The organism is Streptomyces qinglanensis (assembly GCF_900111245.1).
Lineage (GTDB): Bacteria > Actinomycetota > Actinomycetes > Streptomycetales > Streptomycetaceae > Streptomyces > Streptomyces qinglanensis.
The window spans coordinates 166,271-193,001 of record NZ_FOGO01000003.1 but is presented as its reverse complement, the minus strand read 5'-3'; the positions used below and the strand labels follow the sequence as shown (position 1 = coordinate 193,001).

Sequence of the window (26,731 nt, the reverse complement as noted above, 5' to 3'; positions counted from 1 at the left end):
CCGGCGCCGGGCGGGCACTCGGCGCGCGCGTGAACACCCCTGCCGTCCCGCGCCGGCAGGCGGCCGCCGGGGCGCGCGACCGGGCACGCGGAGGTGACCTCCGCTTTCGCACTCCCTGCCCGCGGCTTGTCACCTGGCGTGTGTGCGACTAGTGTCGCCACGCCTTGGTGAACGGGAAATCCGGTGCGATACCGGTGCGGCCCTCGCCACTGTGATCGGGAATGCCGGCTCCGGCCCTTGCGGGCAGCCACTGGGTCCTCGGACCCGGGAAGGCGGAGTGCGGGCGGTGTACCCGTGAGCCAGGAGACCGGCCAAGGCACGTCGTCCATCCACGAGGTGCTGGAGAGGGTCTGCTGAGCCATGCACATAGCCGAGGGTTTTCTGCCTCCGGCGCACGCGGTCGCCTGGGGCGTCGCGTCGGCGCCGTTCGTCGTCCACGGAGCCCGGTCACTGACCCGTGAGGTCAGGGAACATCCCGAGAGCACACTGCTGCTGGGAGCCGCGGGAGCTTTCACGTTCGTCCTGTCGGCCCTGAAGCTGCCTTCGGTCACCGGCAGTTGTTCGCACCCCACCGGCACCGGCCTGGGTGCCATCCTGTTCCGGCCGCCGATCATGGCCGTGCTGGGCACCATCGTGCTGCTGTTCCAGGCGTTGCTGCTCGCACACGGCGGGCTGACCACGCTCGGCGCCAACGTCTTCTCGATGGCGATCGTCGGGCCCTGGGCCGGTTACGGGGCGTACCGGCTGCTGCGGCGTTTCGGCGCGCCGCTGATGGCCGGAGTCTTCGCGGGCGCGTTCGTCGCCGACCTGTCCACCTACTGCGTCACCAGCGTGCAGCTCGCGCTCGCCTTTCCCGACCCGAGCAGCGGCTTCCTCGGCGCGCTCGGCAAGTTCGGTTCCATCTTCGCGGTCACCCAGATTCCGCTCGCGATCAGCGAGGGGCTCCTCACGGTGCTCGTCATGCGCTTGCTGGTGCAGTCCAGCAAGGGCGACCTGACCCGGCTCGGCGTGTTCCTGTCGGGCAAGCGGAACCGGACCGAATCGGAGGCGGCGGCACGATGAAGCGCAACACCAAGATCAACGCACTGCTGCTCGCCCTCGTTGCGGCACTCGCCGTCCTGCCGCTGGCCCTGGGACTCGGCGACGACAAGGAAGAGCCGTTCACCGGGTCCGACGGGCAGGCCGAGACGGCCATCACCGAGCTGGAGCCGGACTACGAGCCGTGGTTCTCGCCGCTGTACGAACCACCGTCCGGCGAGATCGAGTCGGCGCTCTTCGCCCTGCAGGCCGCCCTCGGCGCGGGCGTCCTGGCCTACTACTTCGGACTGCGCCGCGGCCGCCGCCAGGGGGAGCAGCGGGCCACCCAGGCGCGGCAGGCGGAAGAGCGCACCGACAGCGGCGCCGACGAGTCCGCCACCGGGCGGGTCTGACCCGCTGTGCTGCCCATCGACGCGGCAGCGCACAGCAGTCGCTGGCGCCGCCGCCACCCTGTGGACAAAGCCGTGCTCGGACTGGGGCTGACCGTCCTGGCCATCTCGCTGCCGCCCTGGCCCGGCGCCGCACTCGTGCTCGGGACGGCGCTCACCGTCCTGCTCGGCCCGGCCGGGGTGCCGGCGCGCAGACTCTGGCGGGCCTACCGGGTGCCGCTGGGATTCTGCGTGACCGGGGCGGTCACGCTGCTGTTCCAGGTCGGTGGCCCGGACGGGTTCGTGACCCTGGCCGACGGCGGGCCCGCGCGCGCGGGGCTGCTGCTGCTGCGCACCTCCGCGGCGTCGCTCGGCGTGCTCCTGTTCGCCTTCACCACGCCGATGTCCGACCTGCTGCCGCGCCTGGTCCGGGCCGGGGTGCCCGCGCCCGTGGTGGACGTCGCGCTGATGACGTACCGCACCGGCTTCCTGCTCCTCGACTCCGTCCGCCGCGTCCGGGAGGCGCAGGCAGCCCGGCTCGGACACACCACACGGGCCGCGCAGTGGCGCTCCACAGCCGGGCTCGGCGCGATCGCTTTCGTACGCGCCTTCGACCGGGCGGCGCGGCTCCAGGCCGGTCTCGCCGGACGGGGCTACGAGGGCACCCTGCGCGTCCTGGTGCCCGAGGCGCGCGTCTCCCTCCGCTTCACCGCCGCGAGCCTCCTCCTGCTCGCCGCCGTCACCGCAGCCACCCTCGCATTGGAGAGCCCGCTGTCATGAGCGAATCGGCCCTGGTCGCCCTGCAGGGCGTGTCCTTCGCGTACGAGGACGGCCCGGTCGTGCTCGACGCCCTCGACTTCGAGGTGCGCGAGGGCCGTGCCCTCGCTCTCCTGGGCCGCAACGGCAGCGGCAAGACCACCCTGATGCGGCTGCTCAGCGGCGGGTTGCAGCCGGACACCGGCCAACTGTCCGTGGCGGGCGACCCGGTCCGGCACGACCGCAAGGGCCTCACCCGGCTCCGCACGGCGGTGCAGCTCGTCGTGCAGGACCCGGACGACCAGTTGTTCGCCGCGTCCGTCGCCCAGGACATCTCCTTCGGGCCGCTCAACCTCGGGCTGCCCACTCCGCAGGTCCACGAGCGCGTCCAGGAGGCGCTCACCGCGCTGGACATCGCGGCCCTCGCCGACCGGCCCACCCACCTGCTCTCCTACGGCCAGCGCAAACGGGCCGCGATCGCGGGCGCGGTCGCGATGCGGCCGCGGGTGCTGATCCTGGACGAGCCGACGGCGGGGCTCGACCCGGACGGCCAGGAGCGGCTGCTGGTGACCCTCGACGAGCTCCGGGACGGCGGCACCACCGTGGTGATGGCCACGCACGACGTGGACCTCGCGCTGCGCTGGGCCGACGACGCCGCCCTGCTCACCCCGGGCGGGGTGCGCTCCGGTCCGGTGGACGCCGTCCTCGCGCGCCCGGAACTGCTGCGGGAGGCCGGTCTGCGGCTGCCGTGGGGCATCGCCGCGCGGGAGCTGCTGCTGGCCTACGACGTGCTGGAGGACGCCGCTTCCGCCCCGCGCACCCCGGCCGAACTGGCCGCGCTGGCCGCGCTGCGCGCCGGCCCCCGGACCCCGGCCGAGGGGTGAGCGCGGCTCCCGCGGCGGGTGCCGTCGGTGCCCTCTCCGCAAGCGCGCGTGGCCCGGGACGGCTGCACGGCGGCTCCGGGCACTGCCGGTCGCGCCACACCGCCTCCGCGCCGCCGTGCGGGGCGGGTCCCGCACGCCCGTCCGTGGCGCTCTCCGTGCTGAGCACGGATGCCGTGCGCGTGGCGCCGGGGAGAGGCTGTGACCACAGCGAGCGGCCGCGGAGCGACACCGGCCGACAGGACCCACGACGACGAGGACGGCCGGCCATGAGCAGCACCAAGACCAGCGCCTACGAGGGATTCACGGCACAGGAGCGGGCCGCGATGAAGGAGCACGCGCAGGAGCGGAAGAAGGCGGCGCGCCGCGCCTCGCAGGCCGAGAAGGCCGCGGAGGCCGAACGGGACGTCCTGGCGAAGATCGCCGAGATGCAGGACTCGGACCGGGCCATGGCCGAGCGCGTCCACGCGGTCGTGACGGCCGCCGCACCGGTCCTCGCACCGAAGCTCTGGTACGGGATGCCCGCCTACGCGCTGGACGGAAAGATCGTCTGCTTCTTCCAGAGCGCGGCCAAGTTCAAGGCGCGGTACGCCACTCTCGGGTTCAGCGACCAGGCGCGGCTGGACGACGGGCCGATGTGGCCGGCGGGTTTCGCGCTGACCGAGGTGACGCCCGAGGTGGAGACACGGATCGCCGCGCTCGTCGAGCGGGCGGTGAGCTGAGAGGCCCTTCGGCGCACACCGTGCCGGACCCGGGCGGCCGGACGAACGGCGGCTCTGCCGACGCCGCGTCCGCGCCGCCCGCCCTCCCGGGCAGGTGTCCCGGCGGCTATCGGGAGGCCGCGGGCGCCGCGGGTGACGCGAGGCCGAGGGCGGCGAGCGCCGCCGATCCGGCCGCCGCGTGCTCGCCCCCGGCGAGCAGCAGCGTGCGGGCCGACTGGTAGCGGCAGTCCGCCGCCTCGAACGCCGCGGCGACGGCCGGCAGCCGCTCCGGGGCCCCGTCCAGCAGTGCCTCGGCCCGGTCCACCTGGGCGGAGGCGACCGGGTTGCCGGCGACGGTGCGGCGGGCGGCCTCGACCCGGGCGCGGGCTTCCGGATGCCCGGCCAGCACCGCGGCCTCCGCCCGGAGCCCCACGTACCAGTGCAGCCAGATCCAGCAGACCCACTTCCACACCTGGTCCGGCTCCGGTGCCACGCGCTGCCAGGCCGCTTCTGCGGCACCTTGGTGGAGCAGGACCACCGCGTCGCAGACCGCGCCGTAGCCGCGCCGGTACTCCTGCGGAGTGCCGGCCTCATCGACGATGGCGAGCCACTCCGCCCGGGCCGCCGTGTCGCCCCGCAGTCCGTGGACCATCGCCACCGAGGCGGCAGCCGGCCCCAGTGAGGAGGACCGCTGCCGGCCGCTGCGCTCCCACGCGTCGCGGAACCGGACGCTGCCGCCGAGCACTTCGGAGCCGCGGCCCGCGAACGCGTCCGCGACCAGCAGCCAGGACGTGGCGTGGTGGCCCACCTCGGCCAGCAGCGGCTGGTCCGCGAGCTGCCCGGCCCGGCGGCGGGCCTCCGGCAACTCGCCCACCCCCAGCGCCGTACCCGCGGCCATCGCCAGGGCGTCCACCAACTCGTGCGTGGCGGCCGGGGTGCGCGGCAGTGGGTCCAGCACCTCGATGCGGCGCCGCACCGCGGTGGCGGTGGCGAAGGTGTCCCCGGCCCAGCTCCGGGCGCCCGAGAGCCCGTCCAGAGCAGCGGACTCGGCCACCGGATCACCCGCCAGCCGGGCCAGCTCGACCGCCCGTTCGGCATATGCGGCCGTCTTCTGCACGAGGTTGTCCGCGTCTCCCTGGACCGCGCCGTACGCGTCGGCGACCACCGCCGTCTCGGCCAGCGCGAGGGCCGCATCGTTCGCCGGGTCGCCCTGGGGGCACAGTTCCCGCGCCTCGGCGAGCAGCGCCCGCGCCTCGCTCACCGCCGGAATCCGCGCGAACGTGCTGGAGAAGCGATACGCGACGGTGGCCGCGGTGGCCAGGTCCCGGCCCGCGGCGGCGGCGTCCCCGGCCCGGCGGGCGGCCGCCGCCGCTGCCCGGTGCAGGCGGAACATCTCGTCCCCGCTTCCGCGGCAGCCGGCCACCCCGGCCGCGCTCCGCAGCGCCGCGGCCCCGGCAGCGTCCCCGGCGAGCCCGGCCGCCTGCTCGAACCGCTGCTGCGCCTCGTCGAGCAGATTGCGGGCAAAGGCCGACTCGGCCACGTACAGGGCGAGCCGGTGCGCGTCCGCGCGCCGCTCCGGCCGCTCCGCCGCCCAGGCCAGGGCCGTCCGCAACTCCTCGGCCAGGGCGTCGAACCGGGCGCTGTGGCCCTCGTCCGCCGAGTCGGCGAGTTCGCCCGCCGCGGCCAGGCACCAGTCCAGATGGCGGGAGCGGACCGCGGTCGACTCACCGGAGTCCGCGAGCCGTTCCGCCCCGTACTGGCGGATCGTCGCCAGGGCCCGGTACCGGGTGCCGGTCCCGGTCCGCGCCACGGTCAACAGGCTCTGTTCGGCGAGCCTGCCGAGTCCGTCGGCGACCGCGGCCGTATCCAGCGGGGCGACCCCCGCCACCTCGGCCGCGGCCTGCGCGGTGAACGGCACGGCGAACACCGAGATCCGCCGCAGCAGCGCCCGGTCCTGCGGCTCCAGCAGTTCGTGGCTCCAGTCCAGCACCGCCCGCACCGACCGGTGCCTGCCGTCGGCGCGGGGGCCGCCGGACAGGATGCGCAACTGGTCGGAGAGGCCGGCCGCCAGACCGTCCAGCCCCAGCGTCGCCCACCGCGCCGCCGCCAACTCGATGGCCAGCGCCATACCGTCGAGCCGCTCGCACAGCGCCGCCACCTGGTCGCCCGCCAGCGGATCCGAGGCCCGGCCCACCGCCGCCGCCCGCTGCACGAACAGGGCCGCGGCGTCCGAGTCGCCCCCGCCGACCCGCGAAAGCGGCGGCACCGGGAAGACCCACTCGAAGGGCACCATCAGCCGGGCCCGGCTGGTCGCGAGCACCCGCACCCGCGGGCAGGCCACCAGCAGCCGTTCCACGAACGGCGCCACCCCGTCGGCAATCTGCTCGCAGTTGTCCAGTACCAGCAGCGCCTCCCGGTCCGCCAGCGCCGCCACCACCGTGTCGTCGATGCCGGAACCTGGCTGCTCTCCCACCCCCAGGGCCGCGGCGACCGCCGCGGCCACCCGGCTCGGGTCGGTGACCGGTACCAGGTCGCAGAACCACACCCCGTCGGCGAAGTCGCCTTCGGCCTCCGCGGCGACCGCCAGCGCCAGCCGGGTCTTGCCCACCCCGCCCGGCCCGACCGCGGTCACCTGCCGATGCGCCTTGACCGCGCCGGCCAGCTCGGCGCACTCCCGCGCGCGGCCGACGAACGCGGTCAGCGGCGCCGGCAGCGCGGGCGCCGGACGGGACCGCCCGGCACCCGCCGACCCGGCCGCCCGCCGCGACAGGGCACGCCGGTCCGGCACCTCCAGCTTCCGCAGCAGCGCCGAGACGTGCGATTCCACCGTGCGCACCGAGATGAACAGTCGCGCGGCGATCTCCGCGTTGCTCAGGTGCTCCCCGAGCAGACCGAGTACTTCGGCCTCGCGGGCCGAGATCACTGGAGTGGACACCGACTCATTATCCGTGGCGGCTTCCGTGGCCGGCACGGAGGTGGCCGCGGCCACCTCCGGGAGAGGCTGCTGACACGGCGATCGGCCCGGGGCCACCGGAGCGATCCACCCGCGACCACAGGAGCGACCATGAGCGGCTCTGCCACCCTCGGCATCAAGACCGTGCTGCACCCCGTGTCCGACCTGGCGGCGGCCAAGGCCGTGTACACCGCGCTGCTCGGTGTCCCGCCACAGCAGGACGGCCCCTACTACGTCGGCTTCGAGGCAGGGGGCCAGCACATCGGCCTGATCCCGGACGGTGGCCCGCAGGGCCTGACCGTACCGCTGGCCTACTGGCACGTGACCGACATCCAGGCCGGGCTCGCCGAGGTGACCGCGGCGGGCGCCGTGGTGAAGGAGCCCGTGCACGATGTGGGCGGCGGCCGCCTGGTGGCCACTCTCGTCGACCCGGACGGCAACCTCCTCGGCCTGCTGCAGGACCGATGAGCGCCCCGCCCCGCACCCGCGCCCGGCGCCGCCGGGACACCGAGCACCGGCTGGGCGGCGATGTCGACGTCTGGGTCGCCAGCGCTTCGCCGGACGGCATCCCGTATCTGGTACCGCTGTCCTTCGACTGGGACGGCGAGGCCCTGTTGGTGTCGACTCCGGCCGGCAGCCCGACCGGGCGGAATCTGGCCGCCACCCGGACCGCGCGGCTCGGTCTGGGCCCCACCCGCGATGTGACCATGATCGAGGGGGTGGTGGAGGTGCTGGACCTCGACGCCCTGCCGCGGGAGCGGGCCGACCGGTTCGCGGCCCGCACCGGATTCGACCCGCGCGCCGCGGCCGCCTGCTACCGCTGGTTCCGCATCATCCCCCGCCGGGTGCAGGCGTGGCGCGAGGCGAACGAACTGCGCGGCCGTGAGCTGTTGCGCGACGGCGCCTGGCTGGAGTGACGGAGCGGCCTCGTGCGCTGGCCCGGCCGCCGACTCCGGTCGGCTGCCGGGGACACGGCCTCCGCCGATTCCCGCCGCCGGCCGACGTCCGGCCGGGTGCGGCACGTCCGGTCGTGCCGGACCGGATGTCGTGCGCCGGAACCGGGCCGCCTGCCGCCGCGGCCGCTGAGAGCGTGCGCACGGCCGCCCGGGGTAAGCGGTGCCGCATGACTCAGAGCGTTCATGTCAAGGGTTCGTCGTCCGGAAAGCCCCGCGGGGGGATGCTCCGTACTCTCGGCAGGGCGTTGGCCGTACTCCTGGCCTTTGCCGCCATGGTGCTGTTCGCCGCGCTGCTCTCCCGCGCGACGCTGCAGCCCTCGCAGGCGGCGGAGAGCCTTACGCACACGAACCTGCGGCCCGGTGACTCGATCCGCGACTACCTGGAGCAGCCGGAGGTCTTCGCCGTCGTCCAGCAACTGGGCGGGAACATCCTGCTGGGAGTGCCCTTCGGTGTCCTGCTGCCGGTCATGGCACCGCAGTTGCGCGGCTTCCTGAAGGTGACCCTCTGCACGGCCGTGGTGATGCTGCTGGTGGAGACCGTGCAGGGGGTGTGGGTGACCGGCCGGGCCTTCGACGTGGACGACGTGCTCCTCAACGCGACCGGCGCGCTGCTCGGATACGTCCTGGTGGGCCGCCGTCTCAGCCGTGCCGTTCACGTGCCGCGCCGCTCCGCCGAGGCGTGAAGCCCGGGGCCGCGCCGGTGCACCGGCGCGGCCCCGGGGGGCGGGGCACAGGCGGGAGGGCGGCGGGGCCGCCGCCTCGCCGCCGTGGACCCGGGGTTCAGCGCACCTGGCGCAGCCAGCCGTGGGTGTCCTCGGCGCGGCCGTACTGGATGTCCAGCACCCGCGCGCGCAGGGCCGCGGTCTGCTTGCCGGGCTCACCGTCGCCGATGGTGAAGGCGTAGCCGTCGCCCTTGAAGCCGACGATCGGGGTGACCACCGCGGCCGTCCCCGCCGCGAACACCTCCGTGACAGAGCCGTCGGCGGCCCCGGACCGCAGCTCCTCCAGGGTGATCTGGCGCTCCTCGCAGGTCAGTCCGGACTCGGCGGCCAGGGTGAGGATGGTGTCCCGGGTGACGCCCTCCAGGATGGTGCCCAGCGCGGGGGTGATCAGCTTGCCGTCCGCGGTGACCAGGCACAGGTTCATGGTGCCCGACTCCTCCAGGTATCCCTCGCCCGCGCTGTCGAGATACAGCACCTGGTCGCAGCCGTGCTCCTCGGCCTCCAACTGTGCGGCCAGACCGCCCGCGTAGTTGCCGCCGCACTTGGCGGTGCCGGTACCGCCCTTGCCCGCGCGGGTGTAGGTGCCGCTGACCCACAGGGTCACCCCGGAGAGACCGCCTTCGAAATACGAGCCCGCCGGACTCGCGATCACCGAGAAGACGATCTCCTTGGCGGGCCGCACTCCCAGGAACGCCTCGGAGGCGAACATGAACGGCCGCAGGTAGAGGCTCTCCTCGTTGCTCGGCGTCGGCACCCAGGGCTCGTCGGCCCGGATCAGCTCCGCCACCCCGGCCAGGAAGTCCTCCTCGGGCAGCTCCGGCAGGGCCATCCGCCGCGCCGAGCGGGCGAAGCGCCGCGCGTTGGCCTCGGGGCGGAAGAGCCACACGCTGCCGTCCGCGTGCCGATATGCCTTGAGCCCCTCGAAGATCTCCTGCGCATAGTGCAGCACGGCGGCGCTGGGGTGCAGCGAGAACGGCTCCAGCGGGCCGACCCGGTGGCCGTGCCAGCCGCGCTCGGCCGACCAGGTGGCCGTGGACATGTGGTCGGTGAAGAACCGGCCGAAGCCCGGCGCCGCGAGGATCTCCTCCCGCTCCGCCGCGGGAACGGGGCTCGTCGTCCTGGTGAGGGGGAAGTCAGAGGCCACGGCCAACTCCTTACGCCGATGCGGCTGTCGCGGTGCGGGCACCGCCGCCGATGTTCGTGTCTGCCGACGCCGCGCACCGACGTCACCCGGTCGATGTTAATGACCGTTAAGCGGTACGTCACCGAGGGGGTTCGCCGATTCCGCCCGCGACGGCGTGCAGCCCGCCGTCGGCGTGCAGGATCTGGCCGGTGGTGTGCGCGGCGAGGTCGGAGAGCAGGAAGAGCACCGCGCCCACGACCTGCCCCGGATCGGTGCGGTCCCAGCCCAGCGGCGCCCAGCGCTCGTAGTGCTCGGCGAGCGCCTCGAACGAGCCGATGCCCTGCGCGGAGAGCGTCTCCAGCGGCCCCGCGGCGACGAGGTTGACCCGCACCCCGTGCGGCCCCAGGTGGAGGGCCAGATAGCGGGCGACCGCCTCCAGCGTCGATTTGAAGACGCCCATCCAGTCGTAGCCGGGCAGGGCCCGGGAGCTGTCCACGGTCACTCCGACGATGCTGCCCCCGTGTTCCGAGGCGGTCAGCAGCGGCGCGAGGGCGGCCGCGAGGCGCTGCAGGGAATAGGCCGAGACCTGGAAGCCCCGCAGCGCGCCGGCCGCCGGGGTCTCCAGGAAGGCGCCGCTCACCGCGTCGGCGGGCGCGTACGCCACGCTGTGCAGCACCCCGTCCAGGGCGCCCCACCGCCCGCGGAGCTCCTCGGCGAGGCGGGCGAAGTCGTCCTCGTCGGTGACGTCGAGCTCCAGCACGTCCGGCTCGCAGGGCAGTCGGGCGGCGGCCTTGCGCGCGATCCGCGCCGTGCGGCCGAAGGAGCTGAGCACCACCTCGGCGCCGGCGCGCTGCAGCGCGGCCGCCACATGCCAGGCGATGGACTCCTGGTTGGTCACCCCGGTCACCAGGTAGTGCCGGCCGGTGAGGTCGCAGGTGCTCACGGCGCCTCCAGGACCAGCACACTGTTGTGGCCGCCGAAGCCCAGCGAGTTCGACAGCCCCAGCCAGCCGCCCGGCCCGGCGCTCAGCGCGCGGGCTGCGGGGACGTGGGCCAGCCGCCCCAGGTCCGGGTCGGGTGCGGCCAGGCCGAGGGTGGGCGGGGCGAGCCGGTCGCGCAGCGCGGCCAGCGTGACGATGGCCTCCACCGCGCCGCCCGCACCGAAGAGGTGGCCGGTCGCGGCCTTGGTGGAGGAGAGCGGAACCGACGGCAGGGCCTGGCCCAGGGCCAGCTCCAGTGAGCGGACCTCGGACGCGTCGTTCAGCGGGGTGCCGGTGCCGTGCGCGTTGAGGTAGCACAGGTCCTCGGGGGCGGCACCGGCGTCGGCCAGCGCCAGCGAGACGGCGTGCGCGGCCGGTGCGCCGTCCGGCGGCGGCGCGGTGACGTGGTGGGCGTCGGAGCCCGCACCGTAGCCCCGGACATGGCCCAGGACGCGGGCGCCCCGGGCGCGGGCCCCGGCCGCGTCCTCCAGGACGAGGACTCCCGCGCCCTCGCCCATCACGAAGCCGTCCCGGTCCGCGCTGAACGGGGCACAGCGCCCGGTGGGGGAGAGGGCACCGGCCTGTGCGAAGGACTCCCGCACCAGCGGCACACAGGCGGCCTCGGCACCGCCGGCGAGCACCGCCCGGGCCTCGCCCCGGCGGATCGCCCCGGCGGCGAGACCGATGGCCTGGGCCCCGGCGGCACAGGCCCCGGAGGGAGCGGAGGACTCGCCGCGGATGCCGTAGCGGCGGCTGAGGCTCGCTGCGGCGCTGTTGGGCATCATCAGCGGTACCGTCAGCGGGCTCGCCGTCCGCGCCGCGAGGATCTCGGGGCCGCCGCCCAGTCCGCTGCCGATCACGCAGCGGACGTCCTCGGCCGGGTAGGGGAGTCCGTCGTCCCAGCCCGCCTGCCGCACCGCCTCGTCGGCGGCGACGAGGGCGAACTGTGCGAACCGGGCGTTCCGCTTGCGGTCGCGTGCCGTCAGGTGGTCGCGCGCGTCGAAATCCGTGCACCGCGCCTCACCGCCGTCGATCCCGGTTCCGCCCGCGACCAGCCGCGAGACGAGCCGGGCGGCGCCGACGCCGAGCGGGGTGACCGCGCCGACGCCGGTGACGGCGACCGCGACCGTCAACGCGCGGCCGCTTCCACGACCCGCCGGGCGAGCTGGTCCACGGTGACCTCGGCCAGCTCGGGGCGCGGGATGGTGACGCCGTACTCCCGCTTGAGGGTCGACATCAGCTCCGCGGCGTCGAGCGAGTCGATGTCGAGGTCGTCGAACCTGGCGTCGGACGTGAGGGTCTCCTCCTCGACTCCGGAGTCGACCAGCTCCGTGCGGATCAGGTCCCGTACGGCCTCGACGGTGACGGGTGCGGACATGGCTGCTCCTCTGTGTGGTGCGGTGCTGTGACGGGGGCGGCGCGCTGCGGGACGGCGCACCAGGGTTCAGCGGGCGAAAGCGGGGGCGTGCGACTGCGCCCAGTACCACTGGCGCCAGTAGCTCTCGGCGAGGTCCAGCCAGGTCTCCAACCGCTGCACGCTGTCGAGGAACCAGTGGAAGCTGACCATCAGCCAGCTGTAGACGGCCTGGCTGTCGCGGCAGCCGTCGCAGTCGCCCGAGGTGCAGCAGAACTGCAGCGTCTCGTAGTCGGCGCCGTACACGGCGAAACCGTCCAGCACCGGATTGCCGTTGGCCACGCGCTGCTCGTGCTCCGGCAGGTCGACGCTGATGCTGGGGCACACGTCGTAGCCGAACCGGCCGCCCCAGTGGGTGCGCCCGGTGATCAGCGTCTCGATGAAGTACGGGTGCGCGACCACGGCCTCCGGATACGCCTCGGCGACCCGCAGCGCCTCGGCGAGCGTCCGTTGCTCGTCCTCGATCCGCAGCGGGCTGTCCGAGCCGTGCTCGCTGTAGAAGTTGAAGGTGACCTGGTTGCCGTTGTCCCGGATCGCCCGCACGGTCGGCTCGATGTGGGGCAGCCCCTCCTCCGAGAGGGCGAAGACGAACGTGACCCGGGGGTCGTCCCGGTAGTGTCCCAGCGCCTTCTCGAACAGACCGGTGAACGAGGAGCCGTTGGGCCGGTGCGCCCGCAGCTCGTCGTCCAGCGGCCCGCCGCCGAACAGGCTGATGCCGACGGCCACGTTCTCGAAACCGTCCATCGGCAGCGGCCGCAGCCCGTTGGTGGAGATCGTCAGGTACGGCAGATGTTCGACGAAGGGGCGCACCCGGTCCAGCACCAGGGTCGGCTCGCCGCCGATGAGCGTCGCCTGGGTGACCCCGTCCGTGGCGAGCTTCTCCGCGAAGGCGCGGATCAGGCCGGGGTCGGAGGTCTCCCGGACCGCCGTGTCGAAGCCGCCCTCGAAATACCAGCAGCCCTTGCAGCGGATGTTGCAGGCGGTCGTCAGATGCACCTCGCACCCGCGCACCCGGGTCCCCATCCTGCGCACGTCCTTCAGCCGGGCCGCGAGGTCCGGGCGGTCCGCGAGATACCCCCGCAGCCGAGCCTTGGCCTCCGCGCGGGAGGGCGGGCGCGGGGTGATGTGTACTGCTGTGGTCATGGCTGCCTCCCGGCTCATTCCGGCACGCGCAGGCCCAGGTTGGCGACGCGCGGACCGACCTTCTGCCGCCACTGCTCGATCGCCTCGCCGTTGGTCGTCCTGCGCAGCCCGTAGCGCACCGCCAGCTTCGAGCGTTTGGTGTTCGCGCTGCCGAAGATGCCCACGAACATCGGCCACAACCGGTCCAGGGCGGCCTGCAGTTCGGTGCGGCCCTCCTCGGTGGCCGCGAGGTTGCGGCAGACCCGCGCACCGTGCGCGATATGGATCTTCTCGTCCAGGATGATCGTGCGGACGGCCTCCGCCCACGGCTTGTAGCTGCTCTCCGCGAACTCGCGCAGCATCACCATGGCGGTCTCCTCGCCGATGTAGGAGTACACCCCCCGCTCGGCCCACGTGGTGCAGGTGTGCATCCGCTCGTCCGCGAACAGCATCCGCTCGGAGACCGCCTGGGTCTCCATGTAGGTGGTGTCGATGCCGAGGTCGGCCAGCACCCGTTTGCCGATCTTGTAGTGGTCGTACTCCTCGGCGGCCCGCTCCGCGCACACCTGGCGCTCCTCGGCGTCCGGCGCCAGCGGCAGGAACATCTGTACATAGTCGTCACCGCCCGAGAGCTCGCCCTCGGTGTTGATGGTGACCTGGCTGATCAGCATCTTCTGGTAGTCGCGGGGCATCCGGTGGAACTCGTCCGGGGTGCGTACCACGACTTCTTCGTCGTCCAGGACCGCGATCGTCATCAGCGACCTCTCAGCTCTGCCTCGTGCCGACGTGCGGGAAGCAGCACGATCGCGACAGCCGCACGGCGCGGCGCACGGCCCGAACCGACCCCCCGTTGTCCCTCAAGCACACAGTGCCACAACGCACGCTGCCAGGAACAGCCTTGACATCCAGGGCCGCGCTGTGGATGTTCTGATGCAACTGCACGCTGTGCCAAGGGAGTTCGATTCTCCGGTGCGGGGCTGGAACCGCCGTCGCCACCTGCTAGCGTCGCGCCCGATGCCAACTTCCCAGCAGTCGGACGGACCCGCGCCCGGCGCGGCCGCGGAGGCCCCCGCCGGACCGCTGCGCCGCGCCATGGAGACGATCCGCGCCCTGCGCGGCGAACTGGCCGCCCTGCGGGGAGCGCAGCGGACGGCAGTCGTCGGCACCGGCCTGCGCGCCCCCGGCGGCATCACCGACCGCGACACCTACTGGCAGGCGCTCGCGGCCGGGCAGGACCTGGTGGGCGAGCTCCCCGAGCAGCGCCGCCGCGCCTTCCCCGGCGGCTGGGAAGGGCTGCTGACCCGCGGCGGCTATCTGCCCGACGTCCTCGGCTTCGACGCCCGGTTCTTCGGCATCTCCCCGCGCGAGGCGCGCAGCCTCGACCCGCAGCACCGGCTGCTGCTGGAAGTGGTGTGGGAGGCGTTCGAGGACGCCGCACTGCCACCGGAGGACGTCGCCGAGCGCACCGGTGTCTATGTCGGCATCACCGGCCAGGACCACCGGCTGTGGGACGAGGGCGAGCCCAACGCCTCCTGGCTGATCGGCAACGGCCACTGCTTCGCCGCCGGCCGGCTCGCCTACACCCTCGGCCTGCGGGGCCCCGCCCTGGCACTGGACACCGCGTGCTCGTCGTCGCTGGTCGCGGTGCACACGGCCTGCCGGGCGCTGGCCGCCGGGGACTGCGACGTGGCCGTCGCCGGCGGTGTCAACCTGGTGCTCGCACCCCGCTCCACGGCGGAGATCCAGCGCACCGAGGCACTCTCGCCCGACGGCCGGTGCCGCCCCTTCGACGCGCGCGCCAACGGGTTCGTCCGGGGCGAGGGCGCCGGGGTGGTGGTGCTCAAGCGGCTGGCCGACGCCGAGCGCGACGGCGACCGGATCCTCGGGGTGATCGAGGGCAGCGGGGTCAACCAGGACGGCCGCTCCTCCGGGTTCACCGCCCCCAACGTACTGGCCCAGCAGACCCTGATCGAGGGCGTCCTCACCGCGGCCGGTCTCACCGGTGCCGACATCGGCTACCTGGAGGCGCACGGCACCGGCACCCCGCTGGGCGACCCGATCGAACTGGAGGCCGCCCGGGCCGTCCTGGACTCGCCGGGGCGCACCTGGCATGTCGGATCGGTCAAGGCGAACCTCGGCCATGCCGAGTCCGCCGCCGGGATCCTGGGCCTGATCAAGGCGCTGCTCTGCCTGGAGCGGCGGCAGATCCCGCGCCAGGCCCACTTCGAGACGCTCAACCCCCGCATCCGCCTGGACGGCAGCGGTCTGACGGTACCGACCGGGACCCGGCCCTGGGAGCCGTCCGCGGGCCGTTGCGCGGCCGTCAGCTCCTTCGGGATGAGCGGCACCAACGCGCACCTCGTCCTCTCCCGCCCCACCGCCGCGGCCGCACCGGCCCCCGCGCCGGCCGGTGGGTTCCCGGTGTACGCGCACACCGAAGCGGCCCTGCGCACCCTGGCGGGCGGGTACGCGCGACGACTGGCCGAGACCGGGGACGCCGCGTCCGCCGGGGGCGGATACGCCGCCTTCGCCGCGACCGCGAACCACGGCCGCACCCGCCTGCGGCAGGCCGCCTGGATCACCGCCGCCGGCGCCGAGGAGGCCGCCGACGCGCTGCGCGCGCTCGCGGCGGGCCGGGACCACCCGCGGGTACGGATGCTGGAGGACGCCGAGCGTCCCCCGCCCGGCGGCGCGGACGGCGCAGTCCAGGATCCTCCGGCCCGCGCGAGCATGACCGCGTTGCCGGGCTACCCGTGGGAGCGGACGACCTACTCCAGCCGCTGAACCGCGGCCCACCCTCGTACGGCGCGCTGCCCCGCGGGGGTCCGCGCTCAACGCGCATCCGCGCCGGGCCGGTTCCTCCTCCCCGGAAACGCGAAGTGCAGCGTGGCCAGGGCGACGGGACAGCCCTCGGGGCTCTCGACCCGTGCCGAGACGACCGCCGTACGCCGGCCGATCCGCTCGGGAGCGACGCGCGCGTGCAGCCGCTCCGGCTCGGTGGCCTCCAAGAAGCTGATGCTGCTGGAGGTGAGCATCGCCGACGGGGTCCTGCCCAGATAGGCGTTGACCGTCAGATAGCCCGCCACATCCGCGAACCCGAACAGGGCGGGCCCGGAGACGGTGCCACCGGGCCGCACCGCGAGGCCCGCCGGGCCGGCGGCGAACACCAGCCCGCCGGGCCCGACGTCGAGGAGATCGACACCCGGCGGATCGGGCAGGTATTCGGTGATCAGTTCGCGGATCTCCGCGGGTCCGAGGACCGGCCGGTCACCCATGGGCCCCCGCCTCGTACGCAGCCGGGGCAGCCGAGGGGCGGGGTCCCGGCCCGGTCTCCGGTTCCGCCTCCACCAGCGCGGACAGCGCCGGGCCGAGCCGGGCCAGGGTGCCGTACTTCCACAGCAGCGTCGGACTCAGCCGCACCCCCAGGAACGCCTCGAGCTTGTTGCGCAGCTCCAGCGACATCAGCGAGTCCAGGCCGAGAGCGCGCAGCGGCACGTCGTGCGGCAGCTTCTCCGGCGCCAGGCGCAGCACCGCCGCCGCCGTACGGCGCACCTCCGCCTCGACCACGTCGCGCCGCCGCCCCGCCGGGATGCTCCGCAGCTCCGTCGGCGCGACTGTCCCGCCGGTCCCGGCGAGCGGCTGCCAGCTCGCCAGCGCGGCCGCCGCCGGGTAGGACTCCAGCCAGCGCTGCGGATCGAGGTCCAGGCAGGCCACCTGTACCTCGTCCGCCTCGAGATACCGCCGCAGCGCCTGCCAGCACACTTCGGCCGGCAGACTGCCCAGCCCGCGGGCGGCGAGCCGGTCCCCGCGCCCGGCCCCGGCGGCCAGCCCGGCTCCGGAGACCGGCCCCCACTGCACGCTCAGCGCGGGCAGTCCGGCCGCCCGCCGCTCCGCCGCCAACGCGTCCAGGGAGCTGTTCGCCGCCGCGTAGGCGGCCTGTCCGGCCGTGCCCACGAACGCGGCGGCGGAGGAGAAGAGGACGAAGACGTCCAGCGCGTCCCCCTCGGTCAGCTCGTGCAGGACACGGGCGCCGTCGGCCTTGGGCCGCAGCGCCCGCGTCAGCAGCGCGCAGTCCAGGTTCGCCACGGTCGCGTCCGCCAGCACCCCCGCGGCATGGAAGACCCCGCGCAGCGGCGGCAGTTGCGCCCGGACCTCCGCCAGGACCGTGCGCATCCGCGCCTCGTCCGCCACGTCCGCCGACCACACCCCGACCCGGACACCGCGCTCGCGCAGCGCCTCGACCCGCGCCGGGTCCCGCGGCGCCGAGCGCCCGACCAGGGCCAGGGCCCCGGCTCCGGAGGCGGCCAGGTGCTCGGCGAGCGACATGCCAAGCGCCCCGAGCCCGCCGGTGATCAGATAGCTGCCCGAGGCCCGGAACCGCCCCTCGGGCAGCGGCTGCGGGGCGACGGTGACCGTGCCGCTCCCGGCCGGCCCGGTGAGCACGAGCTTCCCGATGTGCTGACCGCGGGAGAGCGTGCGGAAGGCGTCCTGTGCCTCGGTGAAGGGCATCTCGCGCACCGGCAGCGGCAGCAGTTCCCCGCCCGTCACCCGCCCCCACACGGTGGCCAGGAGGGAGGCGAACCGTTCGGGGCGGCGGCGGAGCAGCCCGGCGATGTCCACGGCGGTGAAGGACACCGCCTTGCGGAAGGCGCCGAGTCCGATGGACGTGTCCTGATGGATGTCGCGCTTCCCGGCCTCCACGAACCGTCCGTCCTCGGCCAGCGCCTCCAGGCCGAGTGGAATCGCCGCCCCGGGCAGGGAGTTGAGCACCACGTCGACCCCGCGCCCCCGCGTCGCGGCCCGCACCCCCTCGGCCCATTCCAGGGTGCGGGAGTCGAAGACATGCTCGACACCCCATGTGCGTAGCTGCTCCCGCTTCTCCTCGGTTCCGGCCGTCGCGAGCACCTCGGCTCCCGCGAGCCGGGCCACGTGCAGCGCCGCGAGTCCGAGCCCGCCGGTGGCCGAGTGGACGAGCACCGTCTCGCCCGGCTCCAGCCGGGCCACCTCCATCAGCGCATGCCAGGCGGTGACGAGCACCATCGGCAGCGCCGCGGCCTGCACCGCGGTCAACTCCCGCGGGATGCGGGCGGTGTGCCGGGCCTCGACCAGCGCGTGCGAGGCGAGGACACCGAAGCCGCAGGCCGCCACCCGCTCACCGACCGCGACGGTGCCGACCCCCGGGCCGACCGCGGTCACCGTGCCCGCGCAGTCCAGGCCGAGCAGGTCCCGGTCGGCGGAGGCGTCCGGGTAGACGCCCATCGCCTTCATCACGTCGATGAAGTTCAGCGACGCGGCCTCGACGGCCACCTCGACCTGGCCGGGACCGGGCCGGGGCCGCTCCAGCGGACGGGCGCCCAGCGCCGACAGGTCGCCGGGCCGCGGAGTGCCCAGCCGGAACGGCTGGGTGCCCGAGCCCGTCCGCCACGGCGGGTCGGCGGCGGGCGCGCCTCCGCTCACCCGCTCGCCGACCAGCCGCTCGCCGCCGGACAGCACGACTCGGTCCTCCGCGGCGGCGAGTTCCGCCACCAGGTCGGCGCCGAACGTGTCGGTCTCGATCAGCCGCGTCCCGAACTGGGGGTACTCCGCCTGCACGACCGCCACGAACCCCGGGTACAGCCCGGCGTCCGGGTCGCCGCGGCGCACCACCACCGCCAGCCGCACGGACGGGTTCTCGTCCGCGCAGCGGCGGACCAGTGCCGCCAGCTCCAGCAGCCCCCCACGGCCCTCCTCCGGCGCGACGAACACCACGGTGTCGGCCCCGGCCAGATCCTGCCCGGTCGCGTCCGGCAGCACCCCGGGGCGCCCGCGGGCCACCACCCTGCCCGGCAGCCCGCCGGCCTCGGACGCGCCGCCCGGCTCCGCCGCTGTGCCGCCCGGCTCCGCCGCCGGGACGGCGGGCCGCTCCCGGGGCACGAAGCGCATCCGGTAGGTGAGCCGCCCGGTCTCCGCGGGGCTGCCGGCGCCGCCGGGAAGCGCGGCCAGCAGCACTCCCTCCAGCCGTCCCAGCGGACGGCGCCCGGTGTCGAAGAGGGCCAGATCGACCCCGCCGTCCGCGCCCGGCCCGGCGTGCACCCACATCTCGTCCGCGTCGGTCAGCGCGACCGCCGCCCGCCGGACCCGGCGCGGCAGGACCGGACCGTCGCACACCACCAGCGCGGCCTGCAGCACGCCGTCCCACAGCACCGGGTGCGGCGTCCCGGACAGTGTGCCCGAGCGGCTGCCGGGCGGCAGTTCGAGCCGGACCAGCGCCTCGCGCCCGGCACTCGACACGGCTTCGGCGATGTGGCCGCCGACGACGGGCCGGAAGGCGGGGCCGTAGTCCAGGCCCTTCGCCGCGCAGTCCCGGTAGAAGACGTCCGCCTCCAGGGGCGGGGCCTCCAGCAGGTGCTCGGGGAATCCGCCGGTCGGCGCAGCGCCGCCGCGGGAAGCCGTCGCACGGCAGTGCCGCGTCCAGCCGGAGCCCGCGCCCGCGTCGGCGCCGGGCGCTGACCCGGTCGCGGCCGCCTCCCGGGACCGCACCTCCAGCACGCCCGAGTCCCCGGGGCCGGGCCGCCAGACGAGGGCGGTGCGGACCGGGTCCTCGCCCACCGGCAGCGCGCCGGTCAGCTCCACGTCCCGCAGCACGGGCGTCCCCTGCCCGGCGGATCCGGCGGCGCGGGCCCCGCCGTGCAGCGCCTGGTGGAGCAGCGCCAGAAAGCCGCCCGCCGGGAACAGCACAGTGCCGTGCACCCGGTGGTCGGCCAGCCACGGGTGCGTACCGGTGTCCAGTTCGACGGCGCCCTCCCACGCGCCGACCGCGGTCGAGGGCACCTCTGCCAGGGCCAGCCGCCCGCTGCGGACGCCGCTGTGCCGCCCCGGCGCGACCCAGTAGCGCTCCCGCTGGAAGGGGTAGGGCGGCGGCACGGCGTCCGGACGCCGTGCCGGGCGCGGACCGAGCGCGGGCAGTCCCGAGACGTAGGCTTCCCCGAACGCCCGGATCAGATCGATGCGTTCGCCCTCGTCGCGGCGCAACGTACCCAGCACCACCGGTGGCTCCGGCCGCTCCTCCGCGAGCTGGCGCAGTGCCGCCCCCAGCCCCGGATGCGGGCTGACCTCCACCAGGTGGGTGACGTCCTCGTCGATCAGCGTGTCCACCGCCTCGGCGAACCGCACCGGGCGGCGCAGATTCCCGGCCCAGTAGCGGGCATCCGCCTCCGGCCCGTCCAGCCAGGTGAGGTCGACCGTGGAGAACAGCGGTGTGTCCGCCGGGCCCGGTGCGACGGCTGCGAGCGCCTCGCGGATCCGCGGCACGAGGGGATCGACCTGCGGGCTGTGCGAGCCGTAGTCGACGTCGACCAGCCGGCAGAACACCCCGTCGGCCTCCAGGATCTCCCGCAGCAGGAGAACCGAGTCGGCGTCCCCGGACAGCACGCACGAGCGCGGCCCGTTGTACACCGCCGGCTCGACCAGCCCCTCGAAGCCCTCGACGGCCTGCCGGGCCGCGTCCGGAGCCAGGTCCACGGCCAGCATCCGGCCGCCACCGGCGATCTCGCGCAGCAGGTCGCTGCGGCGGCAGACCACCAGCGCCCCGTCCTCCGGCGAGAGCACCCCGGCGACCGTGGCGGCGGCGATCTCGCCCTGGCTGTGCCCGACGACGACGTCCGGCTCCACCCCGGCCGCCCGCCACGCCGCGGCCAGCGACACCGACATCGCCCACAGCGCGGGCTGCACCTCCGCCACGTCCCGCGGGGGCGGGCCGCCCGTGACCATCTCGCGTACGTCGCGCGGCGCGTGCGGGGCCAGCGCCCGCGCACAGCGGTCCATGGCCCGGGTGAACGCGGCGTCGTGACCGTAGAGGCCCGCGCCCATGCCCGTCCACTGCGCGCCCTGGCCGGGGAAGACGAAGGCGACCTTGCCCCGCCGCCCGGCGCGGCCCCGCGCGACCTCCGCCAGCCCGGGGCCCAGCAGGGCGCGCCGCTCGGCGAAGTGGTCCCGGTGCCAGGCCATCGCCCGCGCCAGCTCCGGCGCGGACGTCCCCGCAGCCAACTGCTCGCGGATGCCGCGGGTGCGCTCCTCCAGCGCCTGGGGGGTGTGCCCGCTGACCGGCAGCAGAAACGGCTCGTCGGCCTCCGGCCGCGCCGTCGCCCCGGGTGCCTCCGGCGCGGTGGGGGACTCCTCCTCCGGCGCCCGGACGGGAGCCGGGTGCGCAGCCCGGGCGGGCGGCTGCGCGGTCGCGGCCTGCGGCGTGGTGACGACGGCGTGGGCGTTGGTGCCGCCCCAGCCGAAGGAGTTGACGCCGAGGAAGCTGCCGGGCTCCAGTGGCAGCGGATCCCGGGCGACGGCGAGGTTCAGCCCGGCGAAGTCGATGGCCGGGTTGGGCTGCTGCGCGTGCAGGCTCGGCGGGACGGTGCCGTGCTCCAGCGCCAGTACGGCCTTCACGAGCCCGGCGAGTCCGGCCGCCGGCTCCAGATGGCCGATGTTGGTCTTCACCGAGCCGATGTGCAGCGCACGGCCGGGCCGGGCCGCTCCCAGCACCTCGCCGAGCGCCTGCGCCTCGGCCGCGTCCCCGCGTGCGGTACCGGTGCCGTGCGCCTCGACGTAGGCGAGCCGGTCCAGCGGGATGCGGCCGGAGGCGTAGACGCCGCGCAGCAAGTCGCGCTGTGCGGCCGGATGCGGGGTGACCAGGCTCTCGCCGCCGCCGTCGTTGTTGACTGCGCTGGCCGCCACCACCGCGCGGATCCGGTCACCCGCGCGGAGCGCGTCCGCCAGCCGCTTGAGGTAGACGACGGCGACGCCCTCGCCGCGGACGAAACCGTCCGCGTCCGCGCCGAAGGCGTGGCAGCGGCCGGTGGGGGACAGGCCCCCGAAGTGGGTGAGGCCGACCGTCACCTCGGGCGTGAGCATCAGATTGGAGCCGCCGACCAGTGCCCCCTCGATCTCGCCGGAGCGCAGCGCCTGGCATGCCTGGTGCACGGCGACCAAGGAGGACGAGCAACTGCTCATGACCGTCAGGCTGGGCCCGGTCAGCCCGAGGTGGTAGGAGACCCGGGAGGAGACGATGTCCAGCGAGTTCCCGACGATGCTGTGCTGGGTCACCGCGGCACCCCGGTCCTTGCGCAGCAGTTCGTAGTCGTGCCAGAGCCCGCCGACGTAGACACCGGTGCGGGAGCCGCGCAGTCCGGCCGCGGGCGCACCGGCGTCCTCCAAGGCCCGCCAGGTCGTCTCCAGCATCAACCGCTGCTGCGGGTCGAGCACCTCGGCCTCGCGCGGTGAGATCGTGAAGAAGCCCGGGTCGAACGCGTCGATGTCCTCCAGGAACGCGCCGACCCGCTGGATCTCCCGGGTCGCGTCGAACACCTCTGCCGGATCCCAGCGTTCGGGCGGTACCGGCCCCACGGCGTCGCCGCCGCGGATCAGCAGCTCCCAGAACGTCTCCGTGTCCGGTGCCTTCGGGAACCGCCCGGCCATGCCGACGACCGCCACCGCATCGCTGTCCGCGTCACTCATCGGTCCTCCCCCGTGATCACGCCGCCGGTCCATCCTGGAGCGCTTTCCCCCCGGTGTCGACCCCCGCCCGGACCTCCCGCCCGGGGTGGCGTCTGCGAACAAAACCCCTCTGCGTCACGGGTGTTGGGGAATCCGGATGCCCGCCCGGTGCGCGGGCGTCCGCCTCACCGGAGCGAGGAGCCCTCGGCCTGGGCGGGGAACGTCTCCGTACCGAGCACCGACAGCAGCTCCATCCGCTCGCGGGCTTCCGCGTCCGCCGGAGTGAGCACCAGCAACTGCTGCAGCCGGTCGGGGGTGACCAGGGTCTCGCAGTCCATCAGCAGCCGGCCCACCCGCGGATGGAGCAGGGTCTTGCGGTCGGCGCGCCGGACCGCCACCTCGTGCTCCGCCCACAGCCGCCGGAAGTGGTCGCTCGCATCCCGCAACCGATCGACCAGGCCGGTCACCACGGGGTCCCCGGACCGGCGGCCGACGGACGCGCGCAGGTCCGCCACGAGCTGACGGGAGTGGTGCTCGTGCTCCTCGGGCGGATGGACCACACGCACGGCGGGATCGGTGAACCAGCGGTACACGAGGTATCGGCTGTCGCCGGAGTGGCGGGTGTGATCGCCTGTCAACAGGACGGCCGCCCGGTTCTGGGCGAGGACCTCGCCCAGATCGGACAGCACCAGCGCCGGGGTGCTGCCGAGCAGGCCGAGCATCCGCACCAGGCCGGACCGGGCCTGCCTGGCCGCCCCGTCGCCGGGCGCGGGCTGGTGGCCCGCCAGGTGGAAGAGGTGCTCGCGCTCGTCGTCGGACAGGCGCAGCGCCCGGGCCAGCGCCACCAGCAGCCCGGCCGAGGGCCGGCTGCTGCGTCCCTGCTCGAGGCGGACCACGTAGTCCACCGACATCCCGGCGAGTCCGGCCACCTCTTCCCGGCGCAGACCGGCCGTGCGGCGCCGGGGCCCGGCGGCGATGCCGGCCTCGGCCGGGTCGATCGCCTCGCGGCGGTGGCGCAGGAAGGCGGCGAGCTGTTCGCGTTGCATGGCTCCATGGTCGTCCCCGCGGCTGCGCCGATCCAGGGAGCGCCGCTCCCAGGATGCACGCTCCGCTCCCGCGGGCCGCGCGGCCGGAGCACAGTGGGAGACCGATCGACGACGAACACCGTGAACACGACGGGCACGACGGGCACGACGGGCACGACGGGCACGACGGGCACGACGGGCACGACGGGCACGACGAAGGCGGCGAAGGAGAAGCTCGATGCAGGCACGATCCCTGGGCAGTACCGGCCCGACCGTTTCCACGCTGGGCCTGGGGGCCATGGGCATGTCGGGCGCCTACGGTGCGACCGACAGAGGGGAGAGCATCGCCACCGTGCACGCCGCACTGGACGCAGGCGTCACACTGATCGACACCGGCGACTTCTACGGCATGGGAGACAACGAACTGCTGCTCGCCGAGGCGCTGCGCGGCCGGGACCGGGACACCTACACACTGAGCGTCAAGTTCGGCATGCTGCGCGGGCCCGGCGGGGGCTTCGGCGGCTGCGACGCCCGGCCGGAGGCGGTGAAGAACGTCCTGGCCTACTCGCTGACCCGGCTGGGCACCGACCACGTCGACATCTACCGTCCGGCCCGGCTGGACCCCTCCGTACCGATCGAGGAGACGGTGGGCGCGATCAAGGAGATGGTCGACGCCGGACACGTACGGCACATCGGTCTCTCGGAGGTCGACGCGGCGACGGTCCGCCGGGCCCAGGCCGTGCATCCCATCGCCGACCTGCAGATCGAGTACTCGCTGATCTCCCGCGCGGTGGAGGCGGACATCCTGCCCGCCCTGCGCGAGCTCGGCATCGGCCTGACCGCCTACGGCGTCCTCAGCCGCGGACTCATCTCCGGACACTGGTCCCCCGGCCGCACCACCGGCCCCGGCGACATGCGCGGCTTCAGCCCCCGGTTCTCCGCAGGCAACGTGGAACACAACCTCACCCTGGTGGAGGCGCTGCGCCGGGTCGCCGAGGCCAAGCGATGCAGCGTCGCGCAGTTGGCCATCGCCTGGGTGGCCGCCCAGGGCGACGACATCGTGCCCCTGGCCGGCGCCCGCACCCGCGAGCGGCTCACCGAGGCGCTCCCCGCGACGGAGCTGACCCTGACCGCGGACGACCTCGCCGCCATCGAGCACGCCGTACCGCCGGGTGCGGCTCGCGGAGACCGGTATCCGTCCGCACTCATGTCCGGCCTCGGCGCGGGCAACTGACCCCGGGCCGCTGTCCGGAGGCGGCCCGGTCGGGCGGCAGGCCCTGCTGCGCGTCATCCGGCTTCGCGTGGCCGAGACGACACGGCCGTGCCCCCGACCGGTGGTGATCGTGTCCGCGACCGTGGGTAGTACCCGACGGTGATGATCGTGTCCTGCGGCGTTCCGGAGCCCGCGCCCGTCGTGCGGCACCCGCCGGCGGACCGTCCGCGGGCTCCTGGCCAGGGTGGGACACGTCCGTGGACTGCCGAAAGGATGCGAGGTGCCGTACCGTTCACTGCACACCGGGAGTCTTCCGCCGCGGGACCGGTTCGACTGGTGGCGCGAGCTGATGCTCGCTCACGACGCCCCGACGGAGAGTGAGAGCCCGAGCAGCGGCTTCGCCGGGACGGTCGAGGGGCTCGAACTGGGCGACGCGCGGGTGGCGTCCCTGGTCTTCCACCCGTTACGGGCCCGGCGCACCCCCGCGCTCATCCGGCAGGGCGATCCGGAGGACTACGAGCTGGTCTTCACGCTGGAGGGCGAGGTGCTGGTCTCCCAGCACCGCCGCGATGCCGTCGTGGCGTCCGGGCAGTTCGCCCTCCGCAGCACGAGCCACCCCTATGACTGCCGGACCCGGCGGACGGCAGCGTCCGGTACGGCACATGTGGTCACCGTGCACATACCCCGGGCCACGCTCCCCCTGGCAGCTGACCAGGTGGACCAGCTCCTGGCCCGGTCACTGCCGTTGGGCGCGGGGAGCGGTGGGGTGCTGGGTGACTTCCTGCAGAGCCTCATCCGGCGCGGGCCGGAACTGGCCCCGGCCGAAGGCAAGCGCCTCGGCACGGCCGTCGTCGACCTCGCAGCCGGATTCCTCGCCGGACACCTCCCGTTCGGGAACCGGCTGCCGCCCGAATCCCGGGAACGGATCCTGCTGTCCCGCATCGACTCCTTCATCGACGACAACCTGGCCGACACGGACCTGTCGCCGGCCTCGATCGCGGCCCGTCACCACATCTCCGTCCGGTATCTGCACTCCCTCTTCCGGCGGCAGCGGCACACGGTCTCCGCCACGATCCGCAACCGGCGCCTGGAGCGCTGCCGGGCCGATCTGGCCGACCCCCGGTGGCGCCACCTGCCGCTGCAGGCCATCGCCGCACACTGGGGCTACCCCCATCTGGCGAGCTTCAGCCGGGCGTTCCGCGCCGCCTACGGAATACCGCCCAGCGACTTCCGGCACCGAGCCACGCCGAGCACACCCCTCGACACGGGTCCCTCCCTCTTGCGGCAGCCCTGAGTGCATGTCCCCCGCGTGCACGCCATGACAAGGAAGAGTGCACTGAGCGTCAACGACATGGCAGCGCACCCCCTGCCAGGGTGAAGAGGCAGGCGCACGAACGCCGACCGAATCACCTGGAGGAACTCCCACGATGCGAGTGCCCACTCTTCTCCGCACCACCGTGCTGTCCGGAGCGCTGATCGCCTCGTCCCTGACGCTGCCCACGGTCAGCGCGTCCGCCGCCCCGGTACCGGGAACGCCCGGAACGCTGGCGTGCACGACGGTGCACCACAACTACGACACCGGAAGGGGAAAGACCGGGGCCAGGACCGCGCGCCGCTCCGGCCCCTACCGCAGTTGCACCAACTGGGGCACGGTCAACCGAGGCAAGGAAATCTGGTTCCACTGCTGGACCACAGGCACCGTCGTGAACGGCAACAACAGGTGGACCTGGGCACGGATCGCCGGCGATGACAAGGCAGGCTGGTTCGCTCACGCCTTCCTCGAGGGCGGTCACGGAGCCGGCAAGCACTGCTGAGGCCGGGCTCCGGAGAAGCGGCCGCGGCAGGGCCGGTGCCCGCAGCCACCGAGTTCGACAGCTCCGCAGCGGTGCGTATCCGTGAGGGGGCGGACCAGCGGATCGACTCCTCCCGGGGGGACCCCGGGAGGGCGTGGACAGGAACGCGACCGCCTGTCCACCGTCGGGGGAGGCCGGGGGAGGGTCGGAGTCCGCTGCTCG

At 74.5% G+C, this 26,731-nt stretch carries 22 protein-coding genes and 1 riboswitch; of the genes, 12 read left to right on the top strand and 10 right to left on the bottom strand.

What is annotated here, in order from left to right; genetic code table 11:
* Positions 1 to 148 precede the first annotated feature (148 nt).
* Positions 149 to 330, top strand: a riboswitch (cobalamin riboswitch).
* 30 nt (positions 331 to 360) lie between these two features.
* The 5 genes from BMX65_RS07955 (at position 361) to BMX65_RS07935 (ending at position 3,765) form a co-directional block, all read left to right on the top strand.
* Entirely contained in the window at positions 361 to 1,062 is a 702-nt protein-coding gene (locus tag BMX65_RS07955) for an energy-coupling factor ABC transporter permease (protein WP_074999453.1), read from the top strand.
* Positions 1,059 to 1,430, top strand: a complete 372-nt coding sequence (locus BMX65_RS07950) for an energy-coupling factor ABC transporter substrate-binding protein (RefSeq protein WP_074999452.1) — start codon at positions 1,059 to 1,061, stop codon at positions 1,428 to 1,430. The genes BMX65_RS07955 and BMX65_RS07950 overlap by 4 nt, the downstream gene beginning before the upstream one ends.
* 6 nt (positions 1,431 to 1,436) lie before the next feature.
* A complete protein-coding gene (gene cbiQ / locus BMX65_RS07945) occupies positions 1,437 to 2,186 on the top strand; it encodes a cobalt ECF transporter T component CbiQ (protein WP_074999451.1) in 750 nt (249 codons plus the stop codon).
* Positions 2,183 to 3,046 (top strand): energy-coupling factor ABC transporter ATP-binding protein, encoded by an 864-nt coding sequence (locus BMX65_RS07940; RefSeq protein WP_074999450.1) that lies wholly within the window; start codon positions 2,183 to 2,185, stop codon positions 3,044 to 3,046. The genes cbiQ and BMX65_RS07940 overlap by 4 nt, the downstream gene beginning before the upstream one ends.
* A gap of 266 nt (positions 3,047 to 3,312) precedes the next feature.
* Entirely contained in the window at positions 3,313 to 3,765 is a 453-nt protein-coding gene (locus BMX65_RS07935) for an iron chaperone (protein WP_074999449.1), read from the top strand.
* 106 nt (positions 3,766 to 3,871) lie between these two features.
* On the opposite strand, the gene BMX65_RS07930 is transcribed toward BMX65_RS07935, so the two are convergent.
* Entirely contained in the window at positions 3,872 to 6,679 is a 2,808-nt protein-coding gene (locus BMX65_RS07930; protein WP_074999791.1) for an ATP-binding protein, read from the bottom strand.
* Positions 6,680 to 6,808: 129 nt separating this feature from the next.
* Between BMX65_RS07930 and BMX65_RS07925 the strand changes: the two genes are divergently transcribed.
* The 3 genes from BMX65_RS07925 to BMX65_RS07915 all read left to right on the top strand — a co-directional run bounded on the left by BMX65_RS07925 (position 6,809) and on the right by BMX65_RS07915 (position 8,336).
* A complete protein-coding gene (locus BMX65_RS07925; RefSeq protein ID WP_074999448.1) occupies positions 6,809 to 7,165 on the top strand; it encodes a VOC family protein in 357 nt (118 codons plus the stop codon).
* Positions 7,162 to 7,614, top strand: a complete 453-nt coding sequence (locus BMX65_RS07920) for a pyridoxamine 5'-phosphate oxidase family protein (RefSeq protein ID WP_074999447.1) — start codon at positions 7,162 to 7,164, stop codon at positions 7,612 to 7,614. The genes BMX65_RS07925 and BMX65_RS07920 overlap by 4 nt, the downstream gene beginning before the upstream one ends.
* A gap of 260 nt (positions 7,615 to 7,874) precedes the next feature.
* A complete protein-coding gene (locus BMX65_RS07915; protein WP_074999446.1) occupies positions 7,875 to 8,336 on the top strand; it encodes a VanZ family protein in 462 nt (153 codons plus the stop codon).
* Positions 8,337 to 8,433: 97 nt separating this feature from the next.
* Here BMX65_RS07915 and BMX65_RS07910 read toward each other — a convergent pair whose 3' ends face one another.
* The 6 genes from BMX65_RS07910 to BMX65_RS07885 all read right to left on the bottom strand — a co-directional run bounded on the left by BMX65_RS07910 (position 8,434) and on the right by BMX65_RS07885 (position 13,768).
* On the bottom strand, positions 8,434 to 9,519 hold the full coding sequence (locus BMX65_RS07910; RefSeq protein WP_074999445.1) for a branched-chain amino acid aminotransferase: 1,086 nt from the start codon (positions 9,517 to 9,519) through the stop codon (positions 8,434 to 8,436).
* 118 nt (positions 9,520 to 9,637) lie between these two features.
* Positions 9,638 to 10,441, bottom strand: coding sequence for an enoyl-ACP reductase FabI (gene fabI, locus BMX65_RS07905; RefSeq protein ID WP_074999444.1), 804 nt, complete (start codon positions 10,439 to 10,441; stop codon positions 9,638 to 9,640).
* The gene (locus BMX65_RS07900; RefSeq protein WP_074999443.1) at positions 10,438 to 11,610 is read right to left on the bottom strand and encodes a beta-ketoacyl-[acyl-carrier-protein] synthase family protein; all 1,173 of its coding nucleotides are present in this window, start codon (positions 11,608 to 11,610) and stop codon (positions 10,438 to 10,440) included. Before BMX65_RS07900 ends, fabI begins: the two co-directional genes overlap by 4 nt.
* Positions 11,607 to 11,855, bottom strand: a complete 249-nt coding sequence (locus BMX65_RS07895; RefSeq protein WP_074999442.1) for an acyl carrier protein — start codon at positions 11,853 to 11,855, stop codon at positions 11,607 to 11,609. Before BMX65_RS07895 ends, BMX65_RS07900 begins: the two co-directional genes overlap by 4 nt.
* 66 nt (positions 11,856 to 11,921) lie before the next feature.
* The gene (locus tag BMX65_RS07890) at positions 11,922 to 13,034 is read right to left on the bottom strand and encodes a 4Fe-4S cluster-binding domain-containing protein (RefSeq protein WP_074999441.1); all 1,113 of its coding nucleotides are present in this window, start codon (positions 13,032 to 13,034) and stop codon (positions 11,922 to 11,924) included.
* 14 nt (positions 13,035 to 13,048) lie between these two features.
* Positions 13,049 to 13,768, bottom strand: coding sequence for a Phenylacetic acid catabolic protein (locus tag BMX65_RS07885; protein ID WP_177214213.1), 720 nt, complete (start codon positions 13,766 to 13,768; stop codon positions 13,049 to 13,051).
* Positions 13,769 to 14,027: 259 nt separating this feature from the next.
* Here BMX65_RS07885 and BMX65_RS07880 point away from each other — a divergent pair, with 259 nt between their 5' ends.
* Complete coding sequence (locus BMX65_RS07880; protein ID WP_239501907.1) at positions 14,028 to 15,797, top strand: beta-ketoacyl [acyl carrier protein] synthase domain-containing protein; 1,770 nt, start codon at positions 14,028 to 14,030, stop codon at positions 15,795 to 15,797.
* A 47-nt stretch (positions 15,798 to 15,844) separates the two neighbouring features.
* On the opposite strand, the gene BMX65_RS07875 is transcribed toward BMX65_RS07880, so the two are convergent.
* From BMX65_RS07875 to BMX65_RS07865, 3 genes are all read right to left on the bottom strand, one after another.
* Complete coding sequence (locus BMX65_RS07875; RefSeq protein WP_074999440.1) at positions 15,845 to 16,288, bottom strand: PaaI family thioesterase; 444 nt, start codon at positions 16,286 to 16,288, stop codon at positions 15,845 to 15,847.
* Positions 16,281 to 22,499: a type I polyketide synthase gene (locus tag BMX65_RS33920; protein WP_074999439.1), complete on the bottom strand. Its 6,219-nt coding sequence runs from the start codon at positions 22,497 to 22,499 to the stop codon at positions 16,281 to 16,283. Before BMX65_RS33920 ends, BMX65_RS07875 begins: the two co-directional genes overlap by 8 nt.
* Positions 22,500 to 22,663: 164 nt before the next feature.
* A complete protein-coding gene (locus tag BMX65_RS07865; RefSeq protein ID WP_074999438.1) occupies positions 22,664 to 23,524 on the bottom strand; it encodes a helix-turn-helix transcriptional regulator in 861 nt (286 codons plus the stop codon).
* Positions 23,525 to 23,741: 217 nt separating this feature from the next.
* Between BMX65_RS07865 and BMX65_RS07860 the strand changes: the two genes are divergently transcribed.
* From BMX65_RS07860 to BMX65_RS07850, 3 genes are all read left to right on the top strand, one after another.
* A complete protein-coding gene (locus tag BMX65_RS07860) occupies positions 23,742 to 24,737 on the top strand; it encodes an aldo/keto reductase (RefSeq protein ID WP_074999437.1) in 996 nt (331 codons plus the stop codon).
* A gap of 259 nt (positions 24,738 to 24,996) precedes the next feature.
* Positions 24,997 to 26,010, top strand: coding sequence for an AraC-like ligand-binding domain-containing protein (locus BMX65_RS07855; RefSeq protein WP_074999436.1), 1,014 nt, complete (start codon positions 24,997 to 24,999; stop codon positions 26,008 to 26,010).
* 133 nt (positions 26,011 to 26,143) lie between these two features.
* Positions 26,144 to 26,530 carry a hypothetical protein gene (locus tag BMX65_RS07850; protein ID WP_074999435.1) on the top strand — a complete coding sequence of 129 codons (387 nt, stop codon included), beginning with the start codon at positions 26,144 to 26,146 and terminating at the stop codon, positions 26,528 to 26,530.
* Positions 26,531 to 26,731 lie beyond the last annotated feature (201 nt).